Here is a 21767-nt window from a genome sequence, read left to right as displayed (position 1 = left end):
GTCAATCGCGCTGCCAGGAGCGCCACAGGTCGGCGTAGTCGCCGCCGGCGGCCACGAGCTCGTCGTGCGGACCGATCTCGGTGATGCGCCCGGCGTCGACCACCGCGACGCGGTCGGCGTCGTGCGCGGTGTGCAGACGGTGCGCGATCGCGACCACCGTGCGCCCCTCGAGCACGGCCGAGAGCGAGCGCTCGAGGTGCCGGGCGGCCCGCGGGTCGAGCAGCGAGGTCGCCTCGTCGAGCACGAGCGTGTGCGGGTCGAGCAGCACGAGCCGGGCGAGCGCGACCTGCTGCGCCTGGGCCGGTGAGAGGGCCCACCCGCCCGAGCCGACCGTGGTAGCGAGCCCCTCGGGCAGCTCCTCGACCCACTCGGCGTCGACCGCGCGCAGGGCGCGGCGCAGCTCGTCGTCGTCCGCTCCGGGCTTGGCGAGCCGCAGGTTCTGCTCGAGCGTGCCCACGAAGACGTGGTGCTCCTGGGTCACGAGCGCGACGTGGCCGCGCAGGTCCTCGAGCGGCAGGTCGACCAGCGGCACGTCCCCCACGGCGACCGTCCCGCCGGTGGGCGGGTGGATCCCTGCGAGCATGCGGCCGAGGGTCGACTTGCCGGCCCCCGAGGGCCCGACCACCGCGAGGCGCTCTCCGACGCGGAGGTCGAGGTCCACGCCGTGCAGCACGTCGTGGCCCTCGCGGTACGCGTAGCGCACCCCCTGCGCGACGACGTGCTCGTCGCGCGGGCGCGCATCGGCACGCGTCTCGCGGTCCGGCTGCACGGCGTCCACGCCGATGATCCGCGCGAGCGACGTCGCGCCCACCTGGATCTCGTCGAGCCAGAAGATGAGCTCGCCGATGGGGTGCATCACCTGCAGCGCGTACAGCGCGATCGTCGTCACCGCGCCGACGGTCGCGGTGCCGGTCGAGACGAGGTAAGCGCCCCACACGACGGTGCCGATCACGGGGAGCACGAACGACAGGTCGACGCCGGGGAAGAGCACCGAGCGCAGCCACAGCGTGTACCGCTCGGCGGCGAAGGCCTCGCGCAGGTCGGCGTCGACGCGCTCCCGACGGCGCGGGCCCAGGCCGAGCGCGTCGACCGTGCGCGAGCCCTCGACCGACTCGGTGATCGTGCCGTTGAGGCGCGCGTACGCGGCCGACTCGCGCAGGTAGCCCGCAGCGGCCCGGCGCAGGTACCACCGCGTGGTCGCGAGCAGCAGCGGGACGCCCACGAGCAGACCGAGCGCGACCTGCCAGCTGATCACGAACGCCGCGACGAGCGTCAGGGTGATCGTCGCCGTCGTGACGAGCACCCGCGGCACGCCGAAGCGCACCGTGTGCGCGACGCGGTCGATGTCGTTCGTCGTGCGTGCGACGAGGTCGCCCGTGCCGGCACGCTCGACGACCGACAGGGGGAGCCGGGTGACGGTCGCGAGGAAGGCCTCGCGGAGCTCGGCGAACACGGTCTCGCCGAGCACCATCGCGCCGCGCTGCGCGTAGCGGATCAGCACGGTCTGCGTCAGGACCGCGAGCACGAGCACGCCGACGGCGCGGTCGACGAACCCCGCCGTGGTGCCGTCCGCGACGGCGTCGACCATCCGGCCGAGCAGCCACGGGCCGGCGAGGCCCGCGGCGGCCGCGAGGGTGTGCAGCACGAGCACGCGCCCGAGGGCGGACCGGTGCCGCCTCAGCAGGAGTCCGGTGTGCGCGCGCAGCGCGGTGCTGTCAGCGACGGGCAGTCGCACGGCTGGCCTCCTCGTCGATCGTGCTCTCGGTGGTGTCGGCGCGATCGGTGCTGCCGGGACCCTCGTCGACCGCGTGGCCGGACCCGAGCGGGGCGCGCGCGGCAGGGACGTCGTCCGCCGCGGCGCGGCTCACGACGGCGCGGTACGCGAGCGCCTCGGTGGTGGCGCCGTCGAGAAGGCCGCGGTGCGTCCCCCGGGCGACCACCCTGCCGTCGTGGACGAGGACGACCTCGTCCACGCGGTCCAGCACGAGCGGGCTCGCGGTGACCACGACCGTCGTCCGGCCCTTGCGCAGACGCACGAGGCGCTCGGCGATCCGCGCCTCGGTGTGCGCGTCGACGGCCGACGTGGGCTCGACGAGCACGAGCACCTCGGGCTCGGTGAGCAGCGCACGTGCGAGCGCGACCCGCTGCCGCTGACCACCCGAGAGGGAGCGCCCCTTCTCGGCGACCTCGCCGTCGAGCCCGCCGGGGAGCGAGTCGAGCACGTCGGCCGCGTCGGCGGTCTCGAGCGCTCGCGCGAGGGCGTCGGCGACCGCCGAACCCCGCACGTCGAGCTCGTCGCGCAGCACGCCCGTGAACAGCTGGGGCGTCGACTCGGCGACCACCACGCGGCGGCGCACCTGGGCCAGGCCGAGCGTCGAGAGCGGCACCCCACCCAGACGGATGTCGTCGGCGTGCTCGAGGTTCTCGGCGCCGAGCAGGCCCAGCCGCGTGGCGAGGCGGGCCGTCTCGTCCGGCTCCGCGCTCACGAGCGCGACGACGCTTCCGGCGGCAACCACGAGGCCGCTGCGCGTGTCGACGAGGTCGCCCCCGCCCGTGGGGGGAGCGGCGTCCAGGAGGAGCTCCGGGTCCGCCCCCGTCACGGGGACGCGCAGCACGCGCAGGATCTTGCGGACGCCGATGAGCGCGCGCGACATGCTCTGCACGAACTGCGTGGCCGCCTGGAGCGGTTCGGTCAGGAACGCGGCGTAGCCGTAGAAGGTCACGAGCTGACCGGGCGTGATCTCGCCGTCGAGCGCGAGCCTCGCGCCGAACCACACGACCGCCGCGAGGAAGAGGCCCGGGAGGAGCGCCTGCATCGCGTCGAGGAGCGACTGGGTCTGCGCGACGCGCACGCCCTGGGCGCGCACCTGCTGGGACTGCGCGCGGTACCGCGTCGCGAACGCGTCCTCGCCGCCGATCCCGCGCAGGATGCGCAGGCCCGAGACCGTGTCCGCACCGAGGGTCGTCAGGCGTCCCGAGGCCTCGCGCTGGGCCCGCTGACGGCGCTGCAGCGGCCGCACGATGAGGGCGAGCACGGCTGCGACCGCGGGCAGGCCCACGAGCACCGCGACCCCGAGCGTGACCGAGCTGTCGAGCAGAAGGAAGGCGACGACGACGTACGCGACCAACCCGCCCACGAAGCGTGCGGTGATGAAGTAGACCTCGCCCACGCGCAGGGAGTCCGAGGCGACCGTCGCGACGACCTCGCCCGTCGGGAGCTCGGCCGTCACCGCGTCGCCCGTGCGGCTCACGTGGTGGCCGACGAGCTGCGACGTGCGGAACGAGGCCCCGATCCAGTTCTGCACCTCGAGGCGGTGGCCGACGACGTTGCAGACCACCAGGACGACGCCCACGGCCAGCAGCGCGAGGCTGCCGAGCCAGAGCTCGCGCGAGAGGCCGTCGTCGAGCCCGCCGTCGACCAGGCGGCCGAGCACGTAGGGGAGGGCGGCCATCGCGACGGCCGAGCCGATGCCCGTCACGGCGTTGGCCAGCAGAAGGCCGGCCTGGCCGCGGGCGACCCACCAGAGGTAGGCCGGCGCGGAGGTCAGCGGAGGGGTGCCGGGATCGGCATAGGGCAGTCGGCGCACGAGGGTCAAGGCTAGGTCCGACCTGTGACACCCGACGACGCCTTTTCTCGCGGCCCGCGCGGTCCGCGCACGCGCGTGGGGGAGGATGGGCGGCAGGACGAGACGAGGAGCGAGATGGCCGGCAAGGACTGGGTGGCGAAGGCGACGGGTGCCCTCGGGCGCTACCGCGTGATGGCGTGGGTCACGGGCGTGATGCTGCTCGTGCTCGTGGTCGAGATGCTGCTGAAGTACGTGGTCGGTGCACCGGACGACGTGATGCGCTGGATCGAGTGGGTGCCGTTCGCCCACGGCTGGATCTACGTCGTCTACCTCGTGACGGTCGTGGACCTCTGGTCGACCATGCGCTGGTCGTTCGGCCGGCTGACGGCACTCGTGCTCGCCGGCGTGGTGCCGGTGCTCTCGTTCGTCGTCGAGCGCCGTGTGCACGCGGACGGTTCCGCGCGGGTCGCGACGGGCCGGCCCACGGCCACCGTGGTGACCAGGTGAGTCCGCTGCGCGGCCGCGACGTGCTGGTCGCGACGCTCGCCGGGCTGGGCGTCGTGACCGTCGTCGACGCCCTGGCCGTGCCGTTCCTCGCGCTCGCGGTCCATGCGGGCGCCTACGGCGTCAACGCCCTGGTCTCGTCCCTCGTGGGCATCGTGGCCGCCGGCGCGGGAGCGGCGACCGCCGTGGTCGTGCACGAGCTGCGGCTCGCCCCGGGCGCGGGCAGCGGGCCCGCCCAGTGGCTCCTCGTCGGGCTGCCCACGGTGCTGGTGCTCGCCGTCGTGGCGGTGGTCGGCACGCTGGCGTGGGGACCGCTGGGCTCCTTCGGGCGCGGGTCGTTCACCGCGCCGGCGGCGGAGTGGCTCGGGGCGGTCCTTCCGGTCCTCGGCACCCAGGTGGTCGCCGTGCTGGTGGGCGCCGGCGCGGCACTCGGTGCCGGTGCGCTCTGCCGGTCCCGCTCCGCGGCGCGGACGGCGCCCGGGCCGTCGGTCGCCCCTCACTAGACTCCGCAGGGTGAGCGACTCCCACGCACGCCCCGAGCCGGCCGAGACCCCGGCGCACCCCGACGGCCCGGTCGTCGTCGTCGACCTGGGCGCCCAGTACGCCCAGCTCATCGCGCGCCGCGTGCGCGAGGCGAACGTGTACTCCGAGCTCGTGCCGCACACGGCCTCGGTCGAGGACATCCTCGCCCGGCGCCCCGCGGCCGTGATCCTGTCCGGAGGGCCCGCCAGCGTGTACGAGGAGGGTGCCCCCGCCGTCGACCGTCGGCTGTTCGAGGCGGGGGTGCCCGTGCTCGGGATCTGCTACGGCTTCCAGGCGATGGCCCAGCAGCTGGGCGGAACGGTCGCACGCACCGGGACGCGCGAGTACGGCGGCACGCACGTGGACGTCGCGGACACGGGCGTGCTGCTCGCCGGGTCACCCACGGAGCAGTCGGTCTGGATGAGCCACGGCGACGCCGTGCACGCGGCGCCCGAGGGCTTCGACGTGCTCGCCTCGTCCACGGGTGCGCCCGTCGCGGCGTTCGAGGACCGTGGCCGTCGCCTCTACGGCGTCCAGTGGCACCCCGAGGTCAAGCACTCGCCGCTGGGGCAGCACGTGCTCGAGAACTTCCTCTACCGCGGTGCAGGCCTGCGCCCCACGTGGTCGGCCGGCAACATCGTCGCCGAGCAGGTCGACCGCATCCGCGCGCAGGTGGGCGACGCGCGGGTGATCTGCGGCCTCTCGGGCGGCGTGGACTCCGCGGTCGCGGCCGCGCTGGTGCAGCGCGCCGTCGGCGACCAGCTCACGTGCGTGTTCGTGGACCACGGGCTGCTACGTGCGGGCGAGGCCGAGCAGGTCGAGACGGACTTCGTGGCGGCGACGGGCGTCCAGCTCAAGGTCGTCGACGCGCGCGAGCAGTTCCTCACGGCGCTCGCGGGCGTCACCGACCCCGAGACCAAGCGCAAGATCATCGGTCGCGAGTTCATCCGCACGTTCGAGGCGGCGGCGCGCGAGGTCGTCGCCGAGAGCGGCGCGCACGGCGAGGAGGTGCGGTTCCTCGTCCAGGGCACCCTCTACCCGGACGTCGTCGAGTCGGGTGGTGGCGAGGGCGCCGCCAACATCAAGTCGCACCACAACGTGGGCGGCCTGCCCGACGACCTGCAGTTCGAGTTGGTCGAGCCGTTGCGCACCCTGTTCAAGGACGAGGTGCGCGCCGTGGGCCTCGAGCTCGGCCTGCCCGACGCGATCGTGTGGCGCCAGCCGTTCCCCGGGCCGGGCCTGGGCATCCGCATCATCGGCGAGGTCACGGCCGAGCGCCTCGACGTGCTGCGCGCGGCCGACGCGATCGCGCGCGCCGAGCTCACCAGCGCGGGTCTCGACCGGACGATCTGGCAGTGCCCGGTCGTGCTGCTCGCCGACGTGCGCTCGGTGGGCGTCCAGGGCGACGGGCGCACCTACGGCCACCCCGTGGTGCTGCGCCCGGTGAGCTCCGAGGACGCGATGACGGCGGACTGGACGCGCGTGCCCTACGAGGTGCTCGCGACGATCTCGACCCGCATCACGAACGAGGTGCCCGAGGTCAACCGCGTGGTGCTCGACGTGACCAGCAAGCCTCCGGGCACCATCGAGTGGGAGTGAGCCCGCGCGCCTGAGTCACGGCTCCGCCGGCACCCCGTCGACCGAGGCCCTCGACGGGGCGTCCTCGCCGCGTCGCGCCCGGACCTCGCGCTTGCGGTCGTACATGCTCGCGTCGGCCGCCGAGAGGAGCTGGGCGGCCGTGACCGGCTCGCCCGACCGCGCGGCCACCGTGCCGATGCTCGCTCGGGCGGAGGCCGTGACGGGCCCGAGGCGCACGGGGGCGTCGAGCGCCTCCACGACCCGTGCGACGGCGCTCGCGCGCAGGTCGTCGGGGTCGCCCTCGGCCACCACCACGAACTCGTCGCCCCCGAACCGGCCGACGACGTCGTGCTCACGCACCGCGGCCCGCAGCCGCCGCGCCACCGTCACGAGGAGCTCGTCCCCCGTCCCGTGGCCGTGCGCGTCGTTGACGGCCTTGAAGTCGTCGAGGTCGAGGAAGAGCACGAGGACCCCCGCAGAGAGGCCGGCCCGCACGCGGTCGACCGACTCCTCGAGGTGCAGGTCGATCGCACGACGGTTGGGGAGCCCGGTGAGCTCGTCGCGCGTCGCGAGGCGCGCGAGCTCGGCCTCGGTCGCCGTCTGGAGCCGCACCAGGCCCGCGACCCGGGCGAGGGCGAGCGGCACCACGAGCACCGAGGCGACCAGCAGCAGCGACGCGTCGATCTCGTACCCGCGCATGTGCTGCAGCGCGGCGAGAGCCGGGTTGAGCGCGAGCGTGGCACCGAGGAACACGAGCCGTCGGTCGGTCAGGCGTGAGACGAGCGGCCGCCCGGGTGTGGCCAGGTGCACCAGGGACGGGTGCAGGGCCGCGGCTGCGAGGCCGAGGTAGCCGAGCACCCAGACCGCGCCCACCCACCGCGCGGCGACCTGGGTCTGCGGGTCTGCCGTCAGGACCGCACCCGCGTTGCCGACGAGGATCGACGCCACGGCCACGAGCAGGTAGCCGAGGGTCCCGCGGGCCTCGCGCGAGACCAGGGCCGCGCGCACCACGGCCCCCGCGATGCCCGTGATCAGGAGCACGACCACGAGCACGTAGACGCGACGTCCCGCAGGCGCGTCCGCGCGGGTGAGGGCGGGCTCGAGCAGCAGCGCCCACATGAGGCTCGCGGCGCCCACGGCGACGAGGACGGCCTCGATCACGCCGCCCGCGTCGCGGCGCGCGTACCGGAAGACCACCACCATGGCGGCGACCAGCAGGGCCGCGTACCCCAGGGGAAGGCTCAGGTCGAACACAGGGCCCGAGCCGCGCGGGTGCCCGAGCAGGGCGACGTGTCGCAGCGACTCGACGTTGTGCACGGTGAGCGCGCCGAGGGCGAGCGTGACGAGCCACCAGGGTGCGGGGTCGGGCACGGGACGGCCGCGCAGCACGGCGACGAGGGCCACGACCGCGAGTGCGCTGGCGAGTGCGATCACAGCACCGGTCCAGGGACGCGGGGCGGCCCAGAAGGCGGCGACCAGCACGACCGCGGTCAGCGCGGACGTGACGTGCACGCGCGCGGCAGACCAGGGACCCATGTCCAGGTCATCGGCCGGTCAGGGCTGCTTCTGCACGATCGGCACCGGGTGACCTGGTGCGAGCCCGCTCACAGTGGGCCGGCGCGCGCGGGCTAGCCTGGTCGCGTGCGGATCGTCCACGTCTCCGACTGCTACGCGCCCCGCACCGGGGGGATCGAGTCCCAGGTGCGCGACCTCGCGCGGGCCCAGGTCGCCGCGGGGCACGAGGTCCACGTGCTGACGGCCACCCCGGGCGCCGCGGGGCAGCGCAGGGGAGAGATCGACGACGACGACGGCGTGCGCGTCCACCGCCTGGGCACGCACGTGCCGTTCGACCTGCCGATCAACCCGGCCGCGCCGCCCCGGATGCGCAGCCTGCTGCGCGAGCTCGCCCCCGACGCCGTGCACGTGCACGCCGGCGTCGTCTCGCCGTTCGCGTTCGACGGTGCGCGGGTGGCCGTCGAGGCGGGGGCGCCCACCGCGATCACGTGGCACTGCATGCTCGACGGGATCGCACCCGTGCTGCGCCAGGGGGTCGCGCGCACGCGGTGGCGCGCGGCGCCCGTCGCGCTGAGCGCCGTCTCGCGGCCCGCAGCGGACAGGGTCGCGCAGGTGTTCGGCCGTGACGTCGCGGTCGTGCCCAACGGGATGGACCTCGAGCGGTGGGCACCGCCGCCCGCGAGCCGGGTCGAGCGCCCCGCCGACGCGCCCCTGCGTTGCGTCGCGACCATGCGGCTCGCGCCCCGCAAGCGTGGGCGCGCCCTGGTGGACGTGGTCGAGGACGCGATGACCCAGCTCGAGCCGGGCGCCCTGCGCCTCGACGTCCTCGGTGACGGACCCCTGCGGGCCGGCCTCGAGCGCCGTGTCCGGCGACGCGGTCTCGCGGACGTCGTGCACCTGCGCGGCCGGGTCGCGCGGGACGCGGTTCGCGCCGCGTACACCGACGCCGACGTGTTCGTGGCGCCGGCGACGCTCGAGGCCTTCGGGATCGCGGCGCTCGAGGCGCGCGCGGCGGGGCTCGTGGTGCTCGCGCGCCGGGGCACGGGGATCGAGGGATTCGTGACGCACGGGGTCGACGGCGTGCTCGTGGACGACGACGCGTGCATGGCGCGCTGGCTCGTGCGGCTCGCCACCGAGCCCGGGCTCCTCGCCGGCCTCGCTGCCCGTGCGCGCGGTGACCGTCCGGTCTTCGACTGGGACCACGCGCTCGCGGCCGCGGAGGCCGAGTACCGACGAGCACGCGACCTCGGCTTCCAGAAACTGCTCTGACCTGCGTCGACGCGTCCTGTCGTGCATGTGGCGGCCTCCGCCCGGGGGACCAACGGCCCACGGACCATCGGCCCAGGTGCCCCCGGATTCTCCCTGCCAGTCTCGTGTCATGAGCTCGACGACGGGCTCACCGGGTGAGGCGCTACCGATCCCGGAAGAGCAAGATCCTGGGAAGGAAGAACCCCCATGTCCTCCACCAAGTCGGTCCGGGTCGTCGGCCTCGTCGCCATCATCGCGGGCCTCGTCCTCGTCCTCGGCGGCGGCGCCACCTGGCTCGTCGTGCGCAGCCAGCTCGTGGCCGAGAACATCACCATCCCCGACGACGCCATGGCCTTCCAGGGCAACGTCGTCAACGGCCCGCTGGACGCCTACGTCCAGGCCGACATCATCAACCACCACGCCCTCGACGGCTCGGGCGGCAAGACCTACGCCGAGCTCGACCGCGAGGACCCGGCCCGCGCCACGGTCATGAACGCCTCGTTCCTGCGCGCCTCGCTGTTCACCTCCGTGATCGCCTTCGGCATCGCCGCCTTCGCCGCCGGCATGGGCGTGCTGTTCATCCTCATCGGCTGGGCCCTGCGCAAGCTCGTCCCGGCGGACGCCGTGATCGGCGCGACCCCCTCGGCGGTCCCCGCCACGGCGTGAGAGCCGCGTCGCCGCACCGCCCACCCCACCGCGGCGACGCACCCGACGGCCGTACCAGCACCCGCTGGTACGGCCGTCGTCGTGTGGGGTCGGCCCCTCCTGCCGGCCCCGGTGCGTCAGCGCCGACGCAGGCTCTTGGCGACCGAGCCCACGAGCAGCGCGACACCTGCGGCAGCCACGAGGGCGATGACCGCGAGCTCGACGTCGAACCTCGCGCCGGCGACCGTGGCGATCAGCCCGACCCCGATCGCGGCGATCACCAGACCCCAGACGACGGTCCCGACGCGTACGCCCCGCTCGTCGGGCTCCGGGGCGTCGCCCGCCGCACCGGCGGGAACCCCGGACGCGGTGGCGGAGGCGTCGACCGGGACGTCCGGGTGCTGCTCGGCGTCGGGCCGTGCCCCGGCCGATGGCTCGTCGAGGCGTGCGGTGGGGGCGTCGTCGGCGTCCGACGCGCTCGTGCGTGCGTCCATGGTGGTCTCCGTCCTGGTCTGGTCCGGGGGCGCGGAGGCGTCCGTCGGGCTCGTGGTGGCGTCGGGCTCGTGCCCGCGCTCGGGCTGGGCGCTCATCGCTCCTCCACCGTCACGGTGCCGGCGCCCACACTGATGTCGAGCACGATCTCGGGCTCGGCGCCGCGCTCGACCGCGGGCGACTCGAGCTCGAGCGTGTCGCCCGCACCCGCGCGCGAGAACGAGTCGTCGAGCCAGCGGATCTCACCCGCGAAGATGCGCACGTCGGCGGCGTAGTCGCTGCCCTCGGGGACGAGGACGGTGACGTCACCCGCCCCGACGCTGATGGGGACCTCGACCGGGGTGTCGTCGAGCGGGATCTCGGTCAGGTCGACACGGGCCTCGCCCGCGCCGATCGAGTAGCCGCGCTCGGCCTGGGCGACCGTGGTCGGGGTGTGGTCGAGGTCGCCCACACCGGTGCTCGAGCCGTACCAGCCCCACTCGTGGTCGGCGATCGCCAGGCCGGGCCCGACGATCAGCACACCGACGACGGCGAGCCACCCCAGCGCACCGCTGGTGCGACCACGCAGACCCGACACGACGACGGCGAGGCCTGCGAGCACGATGCCGACGGCACCGGCCGTGAGCAGCACCGGGCCGTCGAAGCTGCCCTCGCGCTCGAGGTACATGAGCACCGCCAGCGCGAGCAGGGTGAGCGCCGTGACGACGCCGGTGGTGGTCGCCCCGGGTCCGCTCGGCCGGCGTCGCGGGAGCGCCACGGGCGGGGGTACGGGGCCCCGTGGGGGAGGCGGGCCGTAGCCGCCGGGCTGGCCCGGGGCCGGCGGGCCGTACGAGGTGTACGCGCCCGGCCGCGGCGGGAGCGCCGTCGTCGGCCCGCCTCCCACGGACGTGCGGGCCGTGGGACCGGTCGCGGCGGCCGCGGAGGTCCCCGCGGCGGGCCCGGGGGGCGGGGGTGCGGGCTGGGTCATCTGAGGTCCTCGGTTCGGGTCGGCGTCGGCCGGCGTGACGGGCGTGGCGCCCCCGGGCGGGGGCGGGGGAGCTGTGGGCGGCAGGGCCGTCGTGGGGCCCGCGCCGCCGCGGTCGCGGCTCGCGGTGACGGCCACGACCACGACGACGGCGATCGCGGCGATCCACAGCAGCGTCGACCAGCCTCCGCCGTCCCCGCCCCACCACCAGCCGCCGGGGGCGAGACGTCCGGGGGTCGACAGACCTGCGGCGGTCACGAGGAACGCGCCCAGGACGGCGATGTCGAAGTCACCACGGAACAGCTGCTGGAGGTGGATGCGACCGTCGCGCTGCTCGGGCAGGAGGGCCCAGCCGATCCCGTAGAGGACGAGGCCGAGGCCGCCGAGCAGCACCGAGACCGCGAGGAGGCCGCGCGTCACGAGCGGGTCGATGTTCAGGCGCTGCGCGAGTCCTCCCGCGACACCGCCGATCCAGCGCTCGTCCGAGCGCACGAGGCCTGTGCGGCGCACGCCGTCGAAGAACCCGTCCACTCCTGTGGAGCGGGGGGCCTGGGGGCCGGCCGTGGTGGGGCCGGCGGGGTCGGTGGGGCCGCCGGGAGGCGGTGTGCTCGTGCTCATGGCTCGATCGTGCTCGCGGCGGTGGTCCCCGGGGTATCGGGTGCTCCCCTGATCGCACCCTGATCCGAGGGGTGCGGTCCCTGACGCCGGCCCGGGGGACCCCCGGGTCGCGACCCTGGCTCGACCCCCGACGGTGCCACGTGGGCGCCGTGACGTGTGACGATGCTGCCGTGAGCACCGACCAGAGCCCGCCGCGCGCGGTCCGGCTGCCGTTGCGCAGGCCCTCGCGCGGTCGCTGGGTGGGCGGCGTGTGCGCCGGCCTCGCCCTGCACCTGGGGGTGTCGGTCGTCGTCGTCCGGGCGGTGCTCGTGCTGCTGCTGCCGTTCGCGGGCGCCGGCGCACTGCTCTACGTCTGGTTCTGGGTCACGGTCCCGGCCGGGGACCCGATGCAGGCCGCGGCGGCCGAGCGCCCGGCCGCGCTGAGCCGCCTCGCGCCGCGGCTCACCGATCCCGGGCGCCGGATCCCGCTGACCGACATCGGCCTCGGGCTGGTGCTGCTGGGGGGCGCCGCGCTGCTCGTCGCCGTGCGCGCGGGCGTCCAGGTCGACTACACGTGGGTGATCCCGACGCTGATCCTGGTGGTGGGCGCCGCGCTCGCGTGGAGCCAGCTCGACAGCGTGCAGCGCGGCCGCTTCCTCTCCCACGCCGGTGGCCGTACCCCCGTGAGCGTGCTGCGGCTCGCGGGCGGCATCGCGCTCGTGGGGGTGGGTCTGCTGCTGCTGCTGGGGCAGGACGCGCCGCTCGAGTCGCTGGTGCGCTCGGCGTCCGCGGCGCTCGCCGTCCTGGTGGGCGCGGCCCTCGTGCTCGCGCCCTGGTGGCTCCGTCTGGTCAACGAGCTGGGCGACGAGCGTGCGGCCCGCGCGCGCGAGTCGGAGCGCGCGGACATCGCGGCCCACCTGCACGACTCGGTGCTGCAGACGCTCGCGCTGGTGCGTGCCCGGGCGGACCAGCCCGACGAGGTGGCCCGGCTCGCCCGCGCGCAGGAGCGCGAGCTGAGGGCCTGGCTCTACGACGACCGACCCACGCCGGGGACCTCGCTCGCGGCCGAGCTGCGCGAGGTGGTCGCCGAGGTCGAGGACGCGCACGCGGTGCCGGTCGAGACCGTCGTCGTGGGCGACACCGTGCCCGACGCCGCCACGTCGGCGCTGCTGCAGGCCACCCGGGAGGCTCTGCTGAACGCGGTGCGCCACGGCAGGCCGCCCGTGTCGCTCTACCTGGAGGTGGGCGACGGCACGGCCGAGGTCTTCGTGCGCGACCGTGGCGAGGGCTTCGACCTCGACGCCGTCCCTGACGACAGGTTCGGCGTGCGCGAGTCCATCCTCGGCCGCGTGCGCCGCCGGGGCGGGACGGCGAGCGTGACGAGCAGGCCGGACCGCGGCACCGAGGTGCACCTGTGCCTCCCGGTCGCGAGCGGCGCGGAGGCAGCCGCAGGAACCGCCGGCGAGCACGTCGGCACGGACGTGGAGGAGGAGGCCCCGAGGTGAGCGAGAGCCCGATCGACGTCGTCCTGGTGGACGACCACCTGATGTTCCGCGCGGGGGTGCGGGCGTCCCTCGACGACGGGGTACGGGTGGTGGGTGAGGCCGACGACGTCGACGCGGCCGTGACCCTCGTGCGCGCCCTGCAGCCGCCCGTCGTCGTGCTCGACGTCCACCTGCCCGGCGGCATGGGCGGTGGCGGGGCCGAGGTGATCTCGGCCTGCGCCGACCTGCTGCAGGGCACGCGCTTCCTCGCGCTGTCGGTGTCCGACGCGGCGGAGGACGTGGTCGCCGTCATCCGGGCGGGCGCGCGCGGCTACGTGACCAAGGCCATCACGGGCCCGGACCTGTCCGACGCCGTCCGCCGGGTCGCGGGTGGCGACGCGGTGTTCTCGCCGCGCCTCGCCGGGTTCGTGCTCGACGCGTTCGGCGCGGCCGCGGGGGACGTCGCGATCGCCGACGACGAGCTGGACCGCCTCTCGGCGCGCGAGCGCGAGGTGATGCGGCTGATCGCGCGCGGGTACAGCTACCGCGAGGTCGCGTCGGAGCTGTTCATCTCGATCAAGACGGTCGAGACCCACGTGTCCGCCGTGCTGCGCAAGCTCCAGCTCTCCTCGCGGCACGAGCTCACGCGCTGGGCGGCGGCCCGCCGTCTGCTCTGAGCCGATTCGCCAGGGCTCACGTCTTTTCACCCGCCGGCGCCGCATACATCTCCTCATCGGGCACGCGCCCGGGCCGATGGTCCCACCAGAACGCCCCCCCAGCGTCCCGACCAATGGAGGTTGCCATGCGGCGCCTGACGTCCTCGTCCATCACGGTCCGCCTGGGCGCCATCGTCGCGCTCCTGGCCGTCGGACTGCTCACGCTCGTCGTGCTCGCGTCGGCCCAGGTCGAGCAGCGGATCATGGCCGAGCGCCAGTCGGCGACGCGCACGGTCGTCGAGACCGCCCTGGGCGTGCTGACGCACTACGGCGACCTCGCCGCCGCGGGTGAGCTCACCGAGGAGGAGGCGCAGGCGGCCGCCGTCGCCGCGGTCAAGCAGCTGAGGTACTCCGGCGAGGAGTACTTCTGGATCAACGACACGAACCCGACGATGGTCATGCACCCGTTCAAGCCCGAGCTCGACGGCACCGACCTGAGCGCCAACGAGGACCCGGACGGCAAGCGCCTGTTCGTCGAGATGGTCGAGGTCGTCGAGGCCGACGGCGCGGGCTTCGTGAACTACCAGTGGCCCAAGCCGGGCCTCGAGGAGCCCCAGCCCAAGGTGTCCTACGTCGCGGGCTACGAGCCGTGGGGCTGGATCATCGGCTCGGGCGTGTACGTCGACGACGTGCGGGCCGCGGCCCTGGCCGAGGGTGGTCGGCTGCTCGTGACCGGTCTGGTCATCCTCGTGGTCGTGGGCGGCGTGAGCGCGCTCGTGGCGCGCGGCATCGTGCGGCCCATCAACGAGGCGACCGACCTGCTCGCGAGTGGCGACGTCGCGACCCGTCTGCCCGAGGGCTCGGGCCGCACCGAGCTCGAGCGGCTCGCCGTCGCGCTCAACGGGACCCTCGAGCGCTCCGCGACGGTCACCACGGGCGTCACGGCCGCGATCGAGCACCTCGACGAGGCGAGCCGTCGGCTGGTCGCGACGAGCGAGGGGATCGCGGCGGAGGCCGAGGAGACCGCGCGCCGTACCGCTGGTGTCACCGGGACGGCGCAGGAGGTGAGCACGGGGATCGACACCGTCGCGTCGGGGACCCACCAGATGGGTGCGTCGATCGGCGAGATCGCCCAGAACGCGCACGCGGTCGCGAAGATCGCGAACCAGGCCGTCGAGGCCGCCGCGAGCACCAACCGCACCGTCGCGGCCCTCGGCGAGTCGTCGGCCGAGATCGGCAGCGTGGTCAAGGTCATCACGACGATCGCGGAGCAGACCAACCTGCTCGCGCTCAACGCGACCATCGAGGCCGCGCGTGCGGGTGAGGCGGGCCGCGGCTTCGCCGTCGTCGCCGGCGAGGTCAAGGAGCTCGCGCAGGAGACCGCGCGCGCCACGGGCGACATCGCGGCGCGGGTCGAGTCCATCCAGGCGGCGGTCGCGAGCGCGGCCGAGGAGATCGGGCAGATCAGCCAGATCATCGAGCAGGTCAACGACTACCAGGCGACCATCGCGGGCGCGGTCGAGGAGCAGACGGCGACCACCTCGGCCATGGCGGCGAGCGTCGCGCAGGCGGCCGAGGGCGGACGCGAGATCGCGGCGAGCCTCGACGAGGTCGACGCGTCCTCGAAGCGCACCACGGCCGAGATCGAGCACATCCGCTCGGCCGCGCTCGACCTCGCCGAGACCTCGCGGCGCCTGCGCGCCTCGGTGGGCGCCGACTCCTGAGCAGTACGCCCCGCACGCCGTCGGCCGCCTCGGACGGCCGGCGGCGTGCGTCGCGTGTGGGCGGTCGCGCCTAGGCTGAGGGGGACATGGACACGCTCTTCTCCGACCTCCCCCTGCCCGGCCTCGAGCGCGCCCCCGGCGCACGCCTGCCCGGCGTCGTGCCGCCGCGCGAGGCGTCCGCCGACGCCGCCCGTGAGGGGGACGAGGGTGCGCGGCGGCAGGACGCCCGCGCGGCCGCGCTGCTCGAGGGCCTGAACACCCAGCAGCGCGAGGCCGTGCTCCACCACGGCTCGCCGTTGCTGATCGTCGCGGGTGCCGGCTCGGGCAAGACGCGCGTCCTGACGCACCGCATCGCCCATCAGCTCGCCACGCACCTCGTGCGCCCGTCCGAGGTGCTCGCGATCACCTTCACCAACAAGGCGGCGGCAGAGATGCGCGAGCGGGTCGAGGCGCTCGTGGGGCCGCCCGCCCGGGCGATGTGGGTCTCGACGTTCCACTCGGCGTGCGTGCGCATCCTCCGGCGCGAGCACGCGTCCCTCGGCCTGCGCTCGTCGTTCTCGATCTACGACGCCGCGGACTCCCAGCGGCTGCTGACGCTCGTGACCCGCGAGCTCGACCTCGACCCCAAGAAGTTCCCGGCGAAGGCGCTCGCGGCGAAGATCTCGAACCTCAAGGACGAGCTGGTCGACCCGGAGACGTACGCGTCGACCTCGGGTGCCGCGTCGGGGGCGGCCAACGAGTTCGACGAGACCCTCGCCGCGGTCTACAGCCGCTACCAGGCTCGGCTGCGCCAGGCCCACGCGCTCGACTTCGACGACCTGATCATGTCCACGGTGCACCTGCTCCAGGGATTCCCGGCGGTCGCCGAGCACTACCGTCGACGGTTCCGGCAGATCCTCGTCGACGAGTACCAGGACACCAACCACGCGCAGTACGTGCTCGTGCGCGAGCTCGCTGGCTGGCACGGCGAGGCCGGTCGCGAGGGGGCCGCGGACGTCCCGCCCGCGGAGCTCACCGTGGTGGGCGACGCGGACCAGTCGATCTACGCGTTCCGCGGGGCGACCATCCGCAACATCCTCGAGTTCGAGGCGGACTACCCGCAGGCACGGACCATCCTCCTCGAGCAGAACTACCGCTCGACGCAGACCATCCTCTCGGCCGCGAACGCCGTGATCTCGCGCAACCCGGGGCGCAAGCCGAAGCGTCTGTGGACGGACTCGGGCACGGGACCGCAGATCGTCGGCTACGTCGCGGACAACGAGCACGAGGAGGCGCGGTTCGTCGCCGAGGAGATCGACCGCCTGGGCGACTCCGACGCGGTGCGGCCGGGTGACGTCGCGGTGTTCTACCGGACCAACGCGCAGTCGCGCGCCCTCGAGGAGGTGCTGATCCGCGTCGGGCTGCCGTACAAGGTGGTGGGCGGCACGCGCTTCTACGAGCGCCGCGAGATCAAGGACGCCGTCGCGTACCTGCGCGCGATCGCCAACCCGGACGACGACGTGAACCTGCGTCGCGTCCTCAACGTGCCCAAGCGCGGCCTCGGCGACAGGTCGGAGGCGATGCTCGCGGGCTTCGCCGAGCACCAGCGCATCTCGTTCGGCGCGGCGCTCGAGCGTGCGGACGAGGCCCCTGGGCTCGGGACCCGTGCTCTCACGAACCTGCGGGCGTTCGCCGAGCTCATGGCAGGCCTGCGTGAGCTCGCGGCCTCGGGTGCGGGCCCGGCCGAGGTGCTCGGTGCCGTGCTCGACCGTTCGGGCTACCTCGCGGAGCTGCGCGCGAGCGAGGACCCGCAGGACGCGACCCGCGTCGAGAACCTGGCCGAGCTGCACGCCGTTGCGACCGAGTTCGAGCAGGCGGACCCTGACGGGGACCTCGCAGACTTCCTCGAGCGTGTGTCGCTCGTCGCGGACGCCGACCAGATCCCCGACGAGGACCCTGCCGCAGCAGGGGAGGGGGAGCGCACCGACCAGGGCGTGGTCACGCTCATGACGCTGCACACGGCCAAGGGGCTCGAGTTCCCGGTCGTGTTCGTCACGGGCTGGGAGGACGGCACCTTCCCGCACATGCGCTCGCTCGCGGACCCGGACCAGCTCGCCGAGGAACGCCGCCTGGCCTACGTGGGTCTCACCCGCGCCCGGCAGCGGCTCTACATCTCGCGCGCGGCGGTGCGCAGCGCATGGGGCGTCCCGAACGAGTTCCCGGCGAGCCGGTTCCTCGACGACGTGCCGGAGGAGCTCGTCGACTGGCGCCGGCGTGAGTCGAGCATGGCTGCGCTGCGCGCGGGCGGGAGCGGCTGGGGCGGCGGCGCGTCGGCATGGGGTGGGCGCTCCGGTCGTCGAGGGGACGACGACGGCGGCACCGTCCACGGCAGCGGCAAGGTCTCGACCCGGCGGGTGCCCCCGTCGCCCCCGTCGTCGCCGAGCTTCGGCAAGGGCGCAGCCCGCGGTGAGACGCCGAGCCTCGCGATCGGCGACAAGGTGACGCACGACAGCTACGGCCTGGGCACGGTGGTCGCGGTCGAGGGCGCCGGGACGAACGCCGTCGCGAAGATCGACTTCGGTGGCGACGGCGTCAAGCGGCTGCTGCTGCGCTACTCACCGGTCACCAAGCTCTGAGCTGGCGCCCAGGGCCCCACCGGAGGCGGCTCACCAGAGGGAGCCGAGTCTCACCCTGAACGGTCCACCGACCACCGTCCGGGTCTCCACGGTCCCGTCGGCGCCGAGGGAGACCGGTGCGAGCCTGGCCACCTCGACCTGCCGGTCCATGCCGAGCTCCCTCGTGTCGTCCGCAACCTCTCACGGCCGAGGACGGACCGGTGCCCGAGAACGTTGCTGGCCGCCGCTCCCGGGTAGGGTCGCAGCGGCCCGCCCGGGCCCGGACGACGAGCTCACGGCCCCACCCGGTGGTCGACGACCCCAGGAGGACCCACGCATGGTGACGACGGCGGGTGGGGCAGCGCGCGGAGGGGCGCGGACGGCGCGGCGCTGGACGCCGGCCCTGGTCGTGCTGGTCGCGTCGGTCGCCGCCGGGTGCTCGCCGGCGGCCGAGCCGTCCGCCCCGAGCCCGTCAGCCTCCCCGCGTACCCCGGACGAGGCGCCGTCCCGGGCCGAGCCGGTCGAGGTCAGCACCGTCCTGGACGGCCAGGACGTCGACCTCGAGGTCGGGCCGCTCGCGGTCCACGACGACGTCGCGGTGCTCCGGGTCGCGGCCACCACCGACGACCCCACGCTCCTGCTCTTCTCGCTGTGGGAGGTCTACGAGAGCCCCTCCAGCCCGGGCCCCAACGGCGTGCGTCTCGTCGACCGTGCCGCCGAGGCCGTGCTCCCCGTCGCGCGCACTGCCGACGGCATCACCGTCAGCACGCGCAACGGCACTCCTGGCGGTCCGGCCACGGAGGCGGATCGAGAGGCCGCGGGCGACGGGGTCGCGATCGTGCACGCGACGTTCGCCGTCCCGTCGGGCGATGCCGTCGACGTCCTCCTGCCGCAGGGTGGTCTGGTCGCCGACGTGCCCGTGGTCGCCGCGGCCGATGCCGGCCGCCTCACCGTCCCGCCCGCGGAGATCGTCGAGGACCCGGTCGCGCACGCCCCGACGATCCCGCTGGAGAGCTTCACCGAGCTCGTGGGAGGGCAGGTCACCGCGCGCCGGTCCGACGAGGCGCTCACCGTCGCGATCGCGTCCGACGTGCTCTTCGCGACCGACTCCGACCAGCTCGGACCGGACGCGGAGACGGCGCTCGCCGCGGTCGGGGCGCAGGTCTCCGCCCACGAGGCCGGCGTCCTGACCGTCGTCGGCCACACCGACGACGTCGCGGACGAGGCCTACAACCTGGACCTGTCGCAGCGGCGCGCCCGGAACGTGGCCGACCGCCTGGCCGCACTGGTGGACCTGAGCGGCTTCGACGTGACCGTCACCGGGGTGGGCGAGAGCGAGCCCGTCGCCGCGGGGACCACCCCGCAGGCGCGGGCCGCGAACCGTCGCGTCGAGCTGGTGCTCCGGCCTGACGAGAGGCAGTCCGGACCTGTCCCGGCCGCCTCGGACGACGCGCCGCTCGCGGCCCCCGAGGGTCCGAGCGCGCCCGGTCCGACGGGCGTCTCGGTCGAGGACGGCGACAGGAGCTTCGACGTCCGGCTCGACGAGGTCCGGCGTCTCGGGCCGTATGTCGTCGGCGAGCTCGAGGTGACGAACACGGGCCCCGAGGACCTGGCGGTCGGCTCGTTCGCCTCCGGGGCGTGGGACACCCGCGGGGCGTTCGACGCATCGCTCCAGTTCGCCGCGACGAACGTGACCGTGCCGGTGGGCTCGACGCGGCTGTACCCGCTCGACTACGTGCGTGACGCAGAGAAGGAGCTCCGTGAGCCGATGGCCGACCGGGTCATCAACGGGATCGAGCCGGGCGCCACGCGCGTCGTGACGGTGATGTGGCCGAACCCGGGCACGGACACGATCACGGTCGAGGTCGCGCGACGGCACCTCGAGGCCATGGGCGGCGTCGACGTCGGGGTCCCGTTCCGTCTCACCGACGTCCCTGTCGTCGACGGCTGACCTGTGTGCGTCGCCCCGCCTCGGTGCTCTGGGGTCAGTGTCGAGGCGTGAGCTCGAGCTGGACCCCGGCGAGCTCGAGCGTGCGGTCCCAGACCTGTGCGGCCAGCGTCGCGTCGCGGGCCGCGGTCGACGACCCCACGATCACGGGGGCGCCCCGCATGCCCGCGCGACCACCGGGTCCGTAGAACTCACCTCCGGTGGCCGCGGGGTCGGTGGCCGCGCGGAGCTGCGGCAGGGCGCCGTCGGCGGTCGAGTGCCCGATCAGGGCGCCCATCACGTGGCCCACGGCGCGTGAGACCGGGCCCATGTGGTCGCGCAGGCCCGACTCGGCGTGGCCGGGGTGCGCCGCGAGCGAGGCGACCGTGGCCCCGGCTGCCCGGAGTCGGCGGTCGAGCTCGAACGCGAAGAGGAGGTTCGCGAGCTTCGAGCGGCCGTAGGCGCGGAACGGTGAGTAGCGACGTTCGCTCGCCGGGTCGTCGAAGTCGGTGCGGGCGACGCGGTGCAGCCCCGAGGAGACGGTCACGACGCGTCCGCCCGGACGGAGGTGTGCCAGCAGTCGGGCCGTGAGGGCCACGTGCCCGAGGTGGTTCACCGCGAGCTGGGACTCGAAGCCCTGCGGGCTGAGCCGTCGCGGCGTGGCCATGATGCCGGCGTTGTTGATCAGGAGGTCCAGCGGGCCGCCCGCGAGGACCGCGTCGGCGGCGTGGCCCACGCTGTCCAGGTCGCCGAGGTCGAGGCTCAGCCCGTCGACCTTCGCGCCGGTGATCCGGGTGAGCTCGGCCGCGGCGGCCTCGGCCCGAGCCGCGCCGCGTGAGGTCACCACGACGTCGGCGCCGTGTGCCGCCAGCACGCGGGCGGTCTCGTACCCGAGACCCGAGGTCGCCCCGGTCACGACGGCCCTGCGTCCGGTCTGGTCGGGGATGTCTGCGTTGCTCCATGCCATGCGCACACGGTGTCGCGAATGGCACGCAGTGTCAAGCGTGTCTTCTGATGCCTTCGTGTGCGGGTAGCGTGGCCCCCATGCACGGCAGGCTCGCGGCGCGCAAGCGCGAGGTGGTCCGCGACGAGCTCGCGGAGGCGGCCCTGCACCTGCTCGCGGCGCGCGGCTACGAGGCCGTCACCGTGGACGAGATCGCGACCGCCGCGGGCGTCTCGCGTCGCACGTTCTTCCGGTACTTCGCCTCCAAGGAGGACGTCGTCGTCGAGTTCCTCCGCGACCTGGGCCTCGAGGTCGCCGGGGAGATCGAGGCGCGCCCGGCGGGTGAGGCGTCACGCGCCGCTCTCGAGGAGTCGTGCGCCGTCGTGGTGTCCCGCGCGGCCGAGGAGCACCCGGTCAAGTCGCGCAGGCTCGCGGCTCTGGTGCTCGGCACACCGGACCTGCGCGCGCGCTACCTCGCGCGGCAGGACGAGTGGCGCGAGGCGTGGGGCCGAGCGCTCGCCACCCGCGGCTCGGCCGAGGACGCCGCCCGTGTGGCGTCCGTCGCCGGTGTCGCGGCCTTCGACCTGGCCCTGCGGCGGTGGGCCGCGGCCGACGGTGCGTCGCAGCCGCGCGACGAGATCGCGCGGGCGTTCGCGGACCTGAGCCACCCGTGGGGGCGGTCGTCCTCGAGGTGACCGAGGTCGATCCGGCGTGCGCGCTCCGGTCCTAGGTCTCTCGATGTGAAGATACCTTCACGGCGCGGCTACCATCGAGCGAGCAGCGCAGCCCGACGACGGCGTCGGGGCCG

At 74.7% G+C, this 21767-nt stretch carries 17 protein-coding genes; 11 read left to right on the top strand and 6 right to left on the bottom strand.

Annotated features, from left to right (window positions below; genetic code table 11):
• Position 1: 1 nt before the first annotated feature.
• Both GXB85_RS01370 and GXB85_RS01365 read right to left on the bottom strand, forming a co-directional pair.
• Positions 2-1735: an ABC transporter ATP-binding protein gene (locus tag GXB85_RS01370; RefSeq protein ID WP_161915824.1), complete on the bottom strand. Its 1734-nt coding sequence runs from the start codon at positions 1733-1735 to the stop codon at positions 2-4.
• Positions 1716-3587 carry an ABC transporter ATP-binding protein gene (locus GXB85_RS01365; protein WP_161915823.1) on the bottom strand — a complete coding sequence of 624 codons (1872 nt, stop codon included), beginning with the start codon at positions 3585-3587 and terminating at the stop codon, positions 1716-1718. The genes GXB85_RS01370 and GXB85_RS01365 overlap by 20 nt, the downstream gene beginning before the upstream one ends.
• A gap of 114 nt (positions 3588-3701) precedes the next feature.
• Between GXB85_RS01365 and GXB85_RS01360 the strand changes: the two genes are divergently transcribed.
• Genes GXB85_RS01360 through guaA form a run of 3 tightly spaced genes read left to right on the top strand, consistent with a single transcriptional unit; the run spans position 3702 to position 6191 of the window.
• Positions 3702-4073, top strand: coding sequence for a DUF3817 domain-containing protein (locus GXB85_RS01360; RefSeq protein WP_161915822.1), 372 nt, complete (start codon positions 3702-3704; stop codon positions 4071-4073).
• Positions 4070-4573 carry a hypothetical protein gene (locus GXB85_RS01355; protein ID WP_161915821.1) on the top strand — a complete coding sequence of 168 codons (504 nt, stop codon included), beginning with the start codon at positions 4070-4072 and terminating at the stop codon, positions 4571-4573. The genes GXB85_RS01360 and GXB85_RS01355 overlap by 4 nt, the downstream gene beginning before the upstream one ends.
• Positions 4574-4583: 10 nt before the next feature.
• Positions 4584-6191, top strand: a complete 1608-nt coding sequence (gene guaA, locus GXB85_RS01350) for a glutamine-hydrolyzing GMP synthase (RefSeq protein ID WP_161915820.1) — start codon at positions 4584-4586, stop codon at positions 6189-6191.
• Between the two features lie 15 nt (positions 6192-6206).
• Here guaA and GXB85_RS01345 read toward each other — a convergent pair whose 3' ends face one another.
• A complete protein-coding gene (locus GXB85_RS01345) occupies positions 6207-7706 on the bottom strand; it encodes a GGDEF domain-containing protein (RefSeq protein ID WP_161915819.1) in 1500 nt (499 codons plus the stop codon).
• A gap of 105 nt (positions 7707-7811) precedes the next feature.
• Between GXB85_RS01345 and GXB85_RS18715 the strand changes: the two genes are divergently transcribed.
• Positions 7812-8954 (top strand): glycosyltransferase, encoded by a 1143-nt coding sequence (locus tag GXB85_RS18715; protein WP_161915818.1) that lies wholly within the window; start codon positions 7812-7814, stop codon positions 8952-8954.
• A gap of 186 nt (positions 8955-9140) precedes the next feature.
• Positions 9141-9599 carry an aromatic ring-opening dioxygenase LigA gene (locus GXB85_RS01335; protein ID WP_161915817.1) on the top strand — a complete coding sequence of 153 codons (459 nt, stop codon included), beginning with the start codon at positions 9141-9143 and terminating at the stop codon, positions 9597-9599.
• 116 nt (positions 9600-9715) lie between these two features.
• Here GXB85_RS01335 and GXB85_RS01330 read toward each other — a convergent pair whose 3' ends face one another.
• Both GXB85_RS01330 and GXB85_RS01325 read right to left on the bottom strand, forming a co-directional pair.
• Complete coding sequence (locus GXB85_RS01330) at positions 9716-10168, bottom strand: hypothetical protein (protein ID WP_161915816.1); 453 nt, start codon at positions 10166-10168, stop codon at positions 9716-9718.
• Complete coding sequence (locus tag GXB85_RS01325; protein ID WP_161915815.1) at positions 10165-11652, bottom strand: PspC domain-containing protein; 1488 nt, start codon at positions 11650-11652, stop codon at positions 10165-10167. Before GXB85_RS01325 ends, GXB85_RS01330 begins: the two co-directional genes overlap by 4 nt.
• 170 nt (positions 11653-11822) lie before the next feature.
• Between GXB85_RS01325 and GXB85_RS01320 the strand changes: the two genes are divergently transcribed.
• The 5 genes from GXB85_RS01320 (at position 11823) to GXB85_RS01300 (ending at position 20040) form a co-directional block, all read left to right on the top strand.
• Positions 11823-13136 (top strand): ATP-binding protein, encoded by a 1314-nt coding sequence (locus tag GXB85_RS01320; protein WP_161915814.1) that lies wholly within the window; start codon positions 11823-11825, stop codon positions 13134-13136.
• A gap of 41 nt (positions 13137-13177) precedes the next feature.
• Entirely contained in the window at positions 13178-13792 is a 615-nt protein-coding gene (locus tag GXB85_RS01315; protein ID WP_161915983.1) for a response regulator transcription factor, read from the top strand.
• Positions 13793-13917: 125 nt separating this feature from the next.
• Entirely contained in the window at positions 13918-15495 is a 1578-nt protein-coding gene (locus tag GXB85_RS01310; protein ID WP_161915813.1) for a methyl-accepting chemotaxis protein, read from the top strand.
• A gap of 86 nt (positions 15496-15581) precedes the next feature.
• Positions 15582-18110: a DNA helicase PcrA gene (pcrA, locus tag GXB85_RS01305; protein ID WP_161915812.1), complete on the top strand. Its 2529-nt coding sequence runs from the start codon at positions 15582-15584 to the stop codon at positions 18108-18110.
• A gap of 316 nt (positions 18111-18426) precedes the next feature.
• Positions 18427-20040 (top strand): OmpA family protein, encoded by a 1614-nt coding sequence (locus GXB85_RS01300; RefSeq protein WP_161915811.1) that lies wholly within the window; start codon positions 18427-18429, stop codon positions 20038-20040.
• A gap of 34 nt (positions 20041-20074) precedes the next feature.
• Here the strand turns inward: GXB85_RS01300 and GXB85_RS01295 are convergent, their stop codons facing one another.
• Positions 20075-20983 (bottom strand): oxidoreductase, encoded by a 909-nt coding sequence (locus tag GXB85_RS01295; RefSeq protein WP_161915810.1) that lies wholly within the window; start codon positions 20981-20983, stop codon positions 20075-20077.
• A gap of 77 nt (positions 20984-21060) precedes the next feature.
• Between GXB85_RS01295 and GXB85_RS01290 the strand changes: the two genes are divergently transcribed.
• On the top strand, positions 21061-21654 hold the full coding sequence (locus tag GXB85_RS01290) for a TetR family transcriptional regulator (RefSeq protein WP_237727853.1): 594 nt from the start codon (positions 21061-21063) through the stop codon (positions 21652-21654).
• Positions 21655-21767: the final 113 nt, after the last annotated feature.

This window comes from Cellulomonas sp. APG4, from assembly GCF_009996735.1.
GTDB lineage: Bacteria > Actinomycetota > Actinomycetes > Actinomycetales > Cellulomonadaceae > Actinotalea.
This window is presented reverse-complemented; position numbering and strand designations above follow the sequence as displayed.

Excerpts from the sequence above, each read along its gene's own strand:
- GXB85_RS01335 (WP_161915817.1), top strand. The coding sequence starts at position 9,141 with ATGTCCTCCACCAAGTCGGTCCGGGTCGTCGGCCTCGTCGCCATCATC.
- GXB85_RS01360 (WP_161915822.1), top strand. The coding sequence starts at position 3,702 with ATGGCCGGCAAGGACTGGGTGGCGAAGGCGACGGGTGCCCTCGGGCGC.
- GXB85_RS01315 (WP_161915983.1), top strand. The coding sequence starts at position 13,178 with ATGTTCCGCGCGGGGGTGCGGGCGTCCCTCGACGACGGGGTACGGGTG.
- GXB85_RS01325 (WP_161915815.1), bottom strand. The coding sequence starts at position 11,652 with ATGAGCACGAGCACACCGCCTCCCGGCGGCCCCACCGACCCCGCCGGC.
- GXB85_RS01310 (WP_161915813.1), top strand. The coding sequence starts at position 13,918 with ATGCGGCGCCTGACGTCCTCGTCCATCACGGTCCGCCTGGGCGCCATC.
- GXB85_RS01290 (WP_237727853.1), top strand. The coding sequence starts at position 21,061 with ATGCACGGCAGGCTCGCGGCGCGCAAGCGCGAGGTGGTCCGCGACGAG.
- GXB85_RS01295 (WP_161915810.1), bottom strand. The coding sequence starts at position 20,983 with ATGGCATGGAGCAACGCAGACATCCCCGACCAGACCGGACGCAGGGCC.
- GXB85_RS01345 (WP_161915819.1), bottom strand. The coding sequence starts at position 7,706 with ATGGGTCCCTGGTCTGCCGCGCGCGTGCACGTCACGTCCGCGCTGACC.
- GXB85_RS01300 (WP_161915811.1), top strand. The coding sequence starts at position 18,427 with ATGGTGACGACGGCGGGTGGGGCAGCGCGCGGAGGGGCGCGGACGGCG.
- GXB85_RS01330 (WP_161915816.1), bottom strand. The coding sequence starts at position 10,168 with ATGAGCGCCCAGCCCGAGCGCGGGCACGAGCCCGACGCCACCACGAGC.
- pcrA (WP_161915812.1), top strand. The coding sequence starts at position 15,582 with ATGGACACGCTCTTCTCCGACCTCCCCCTGCCCGGCCTCGAGCGCGCC.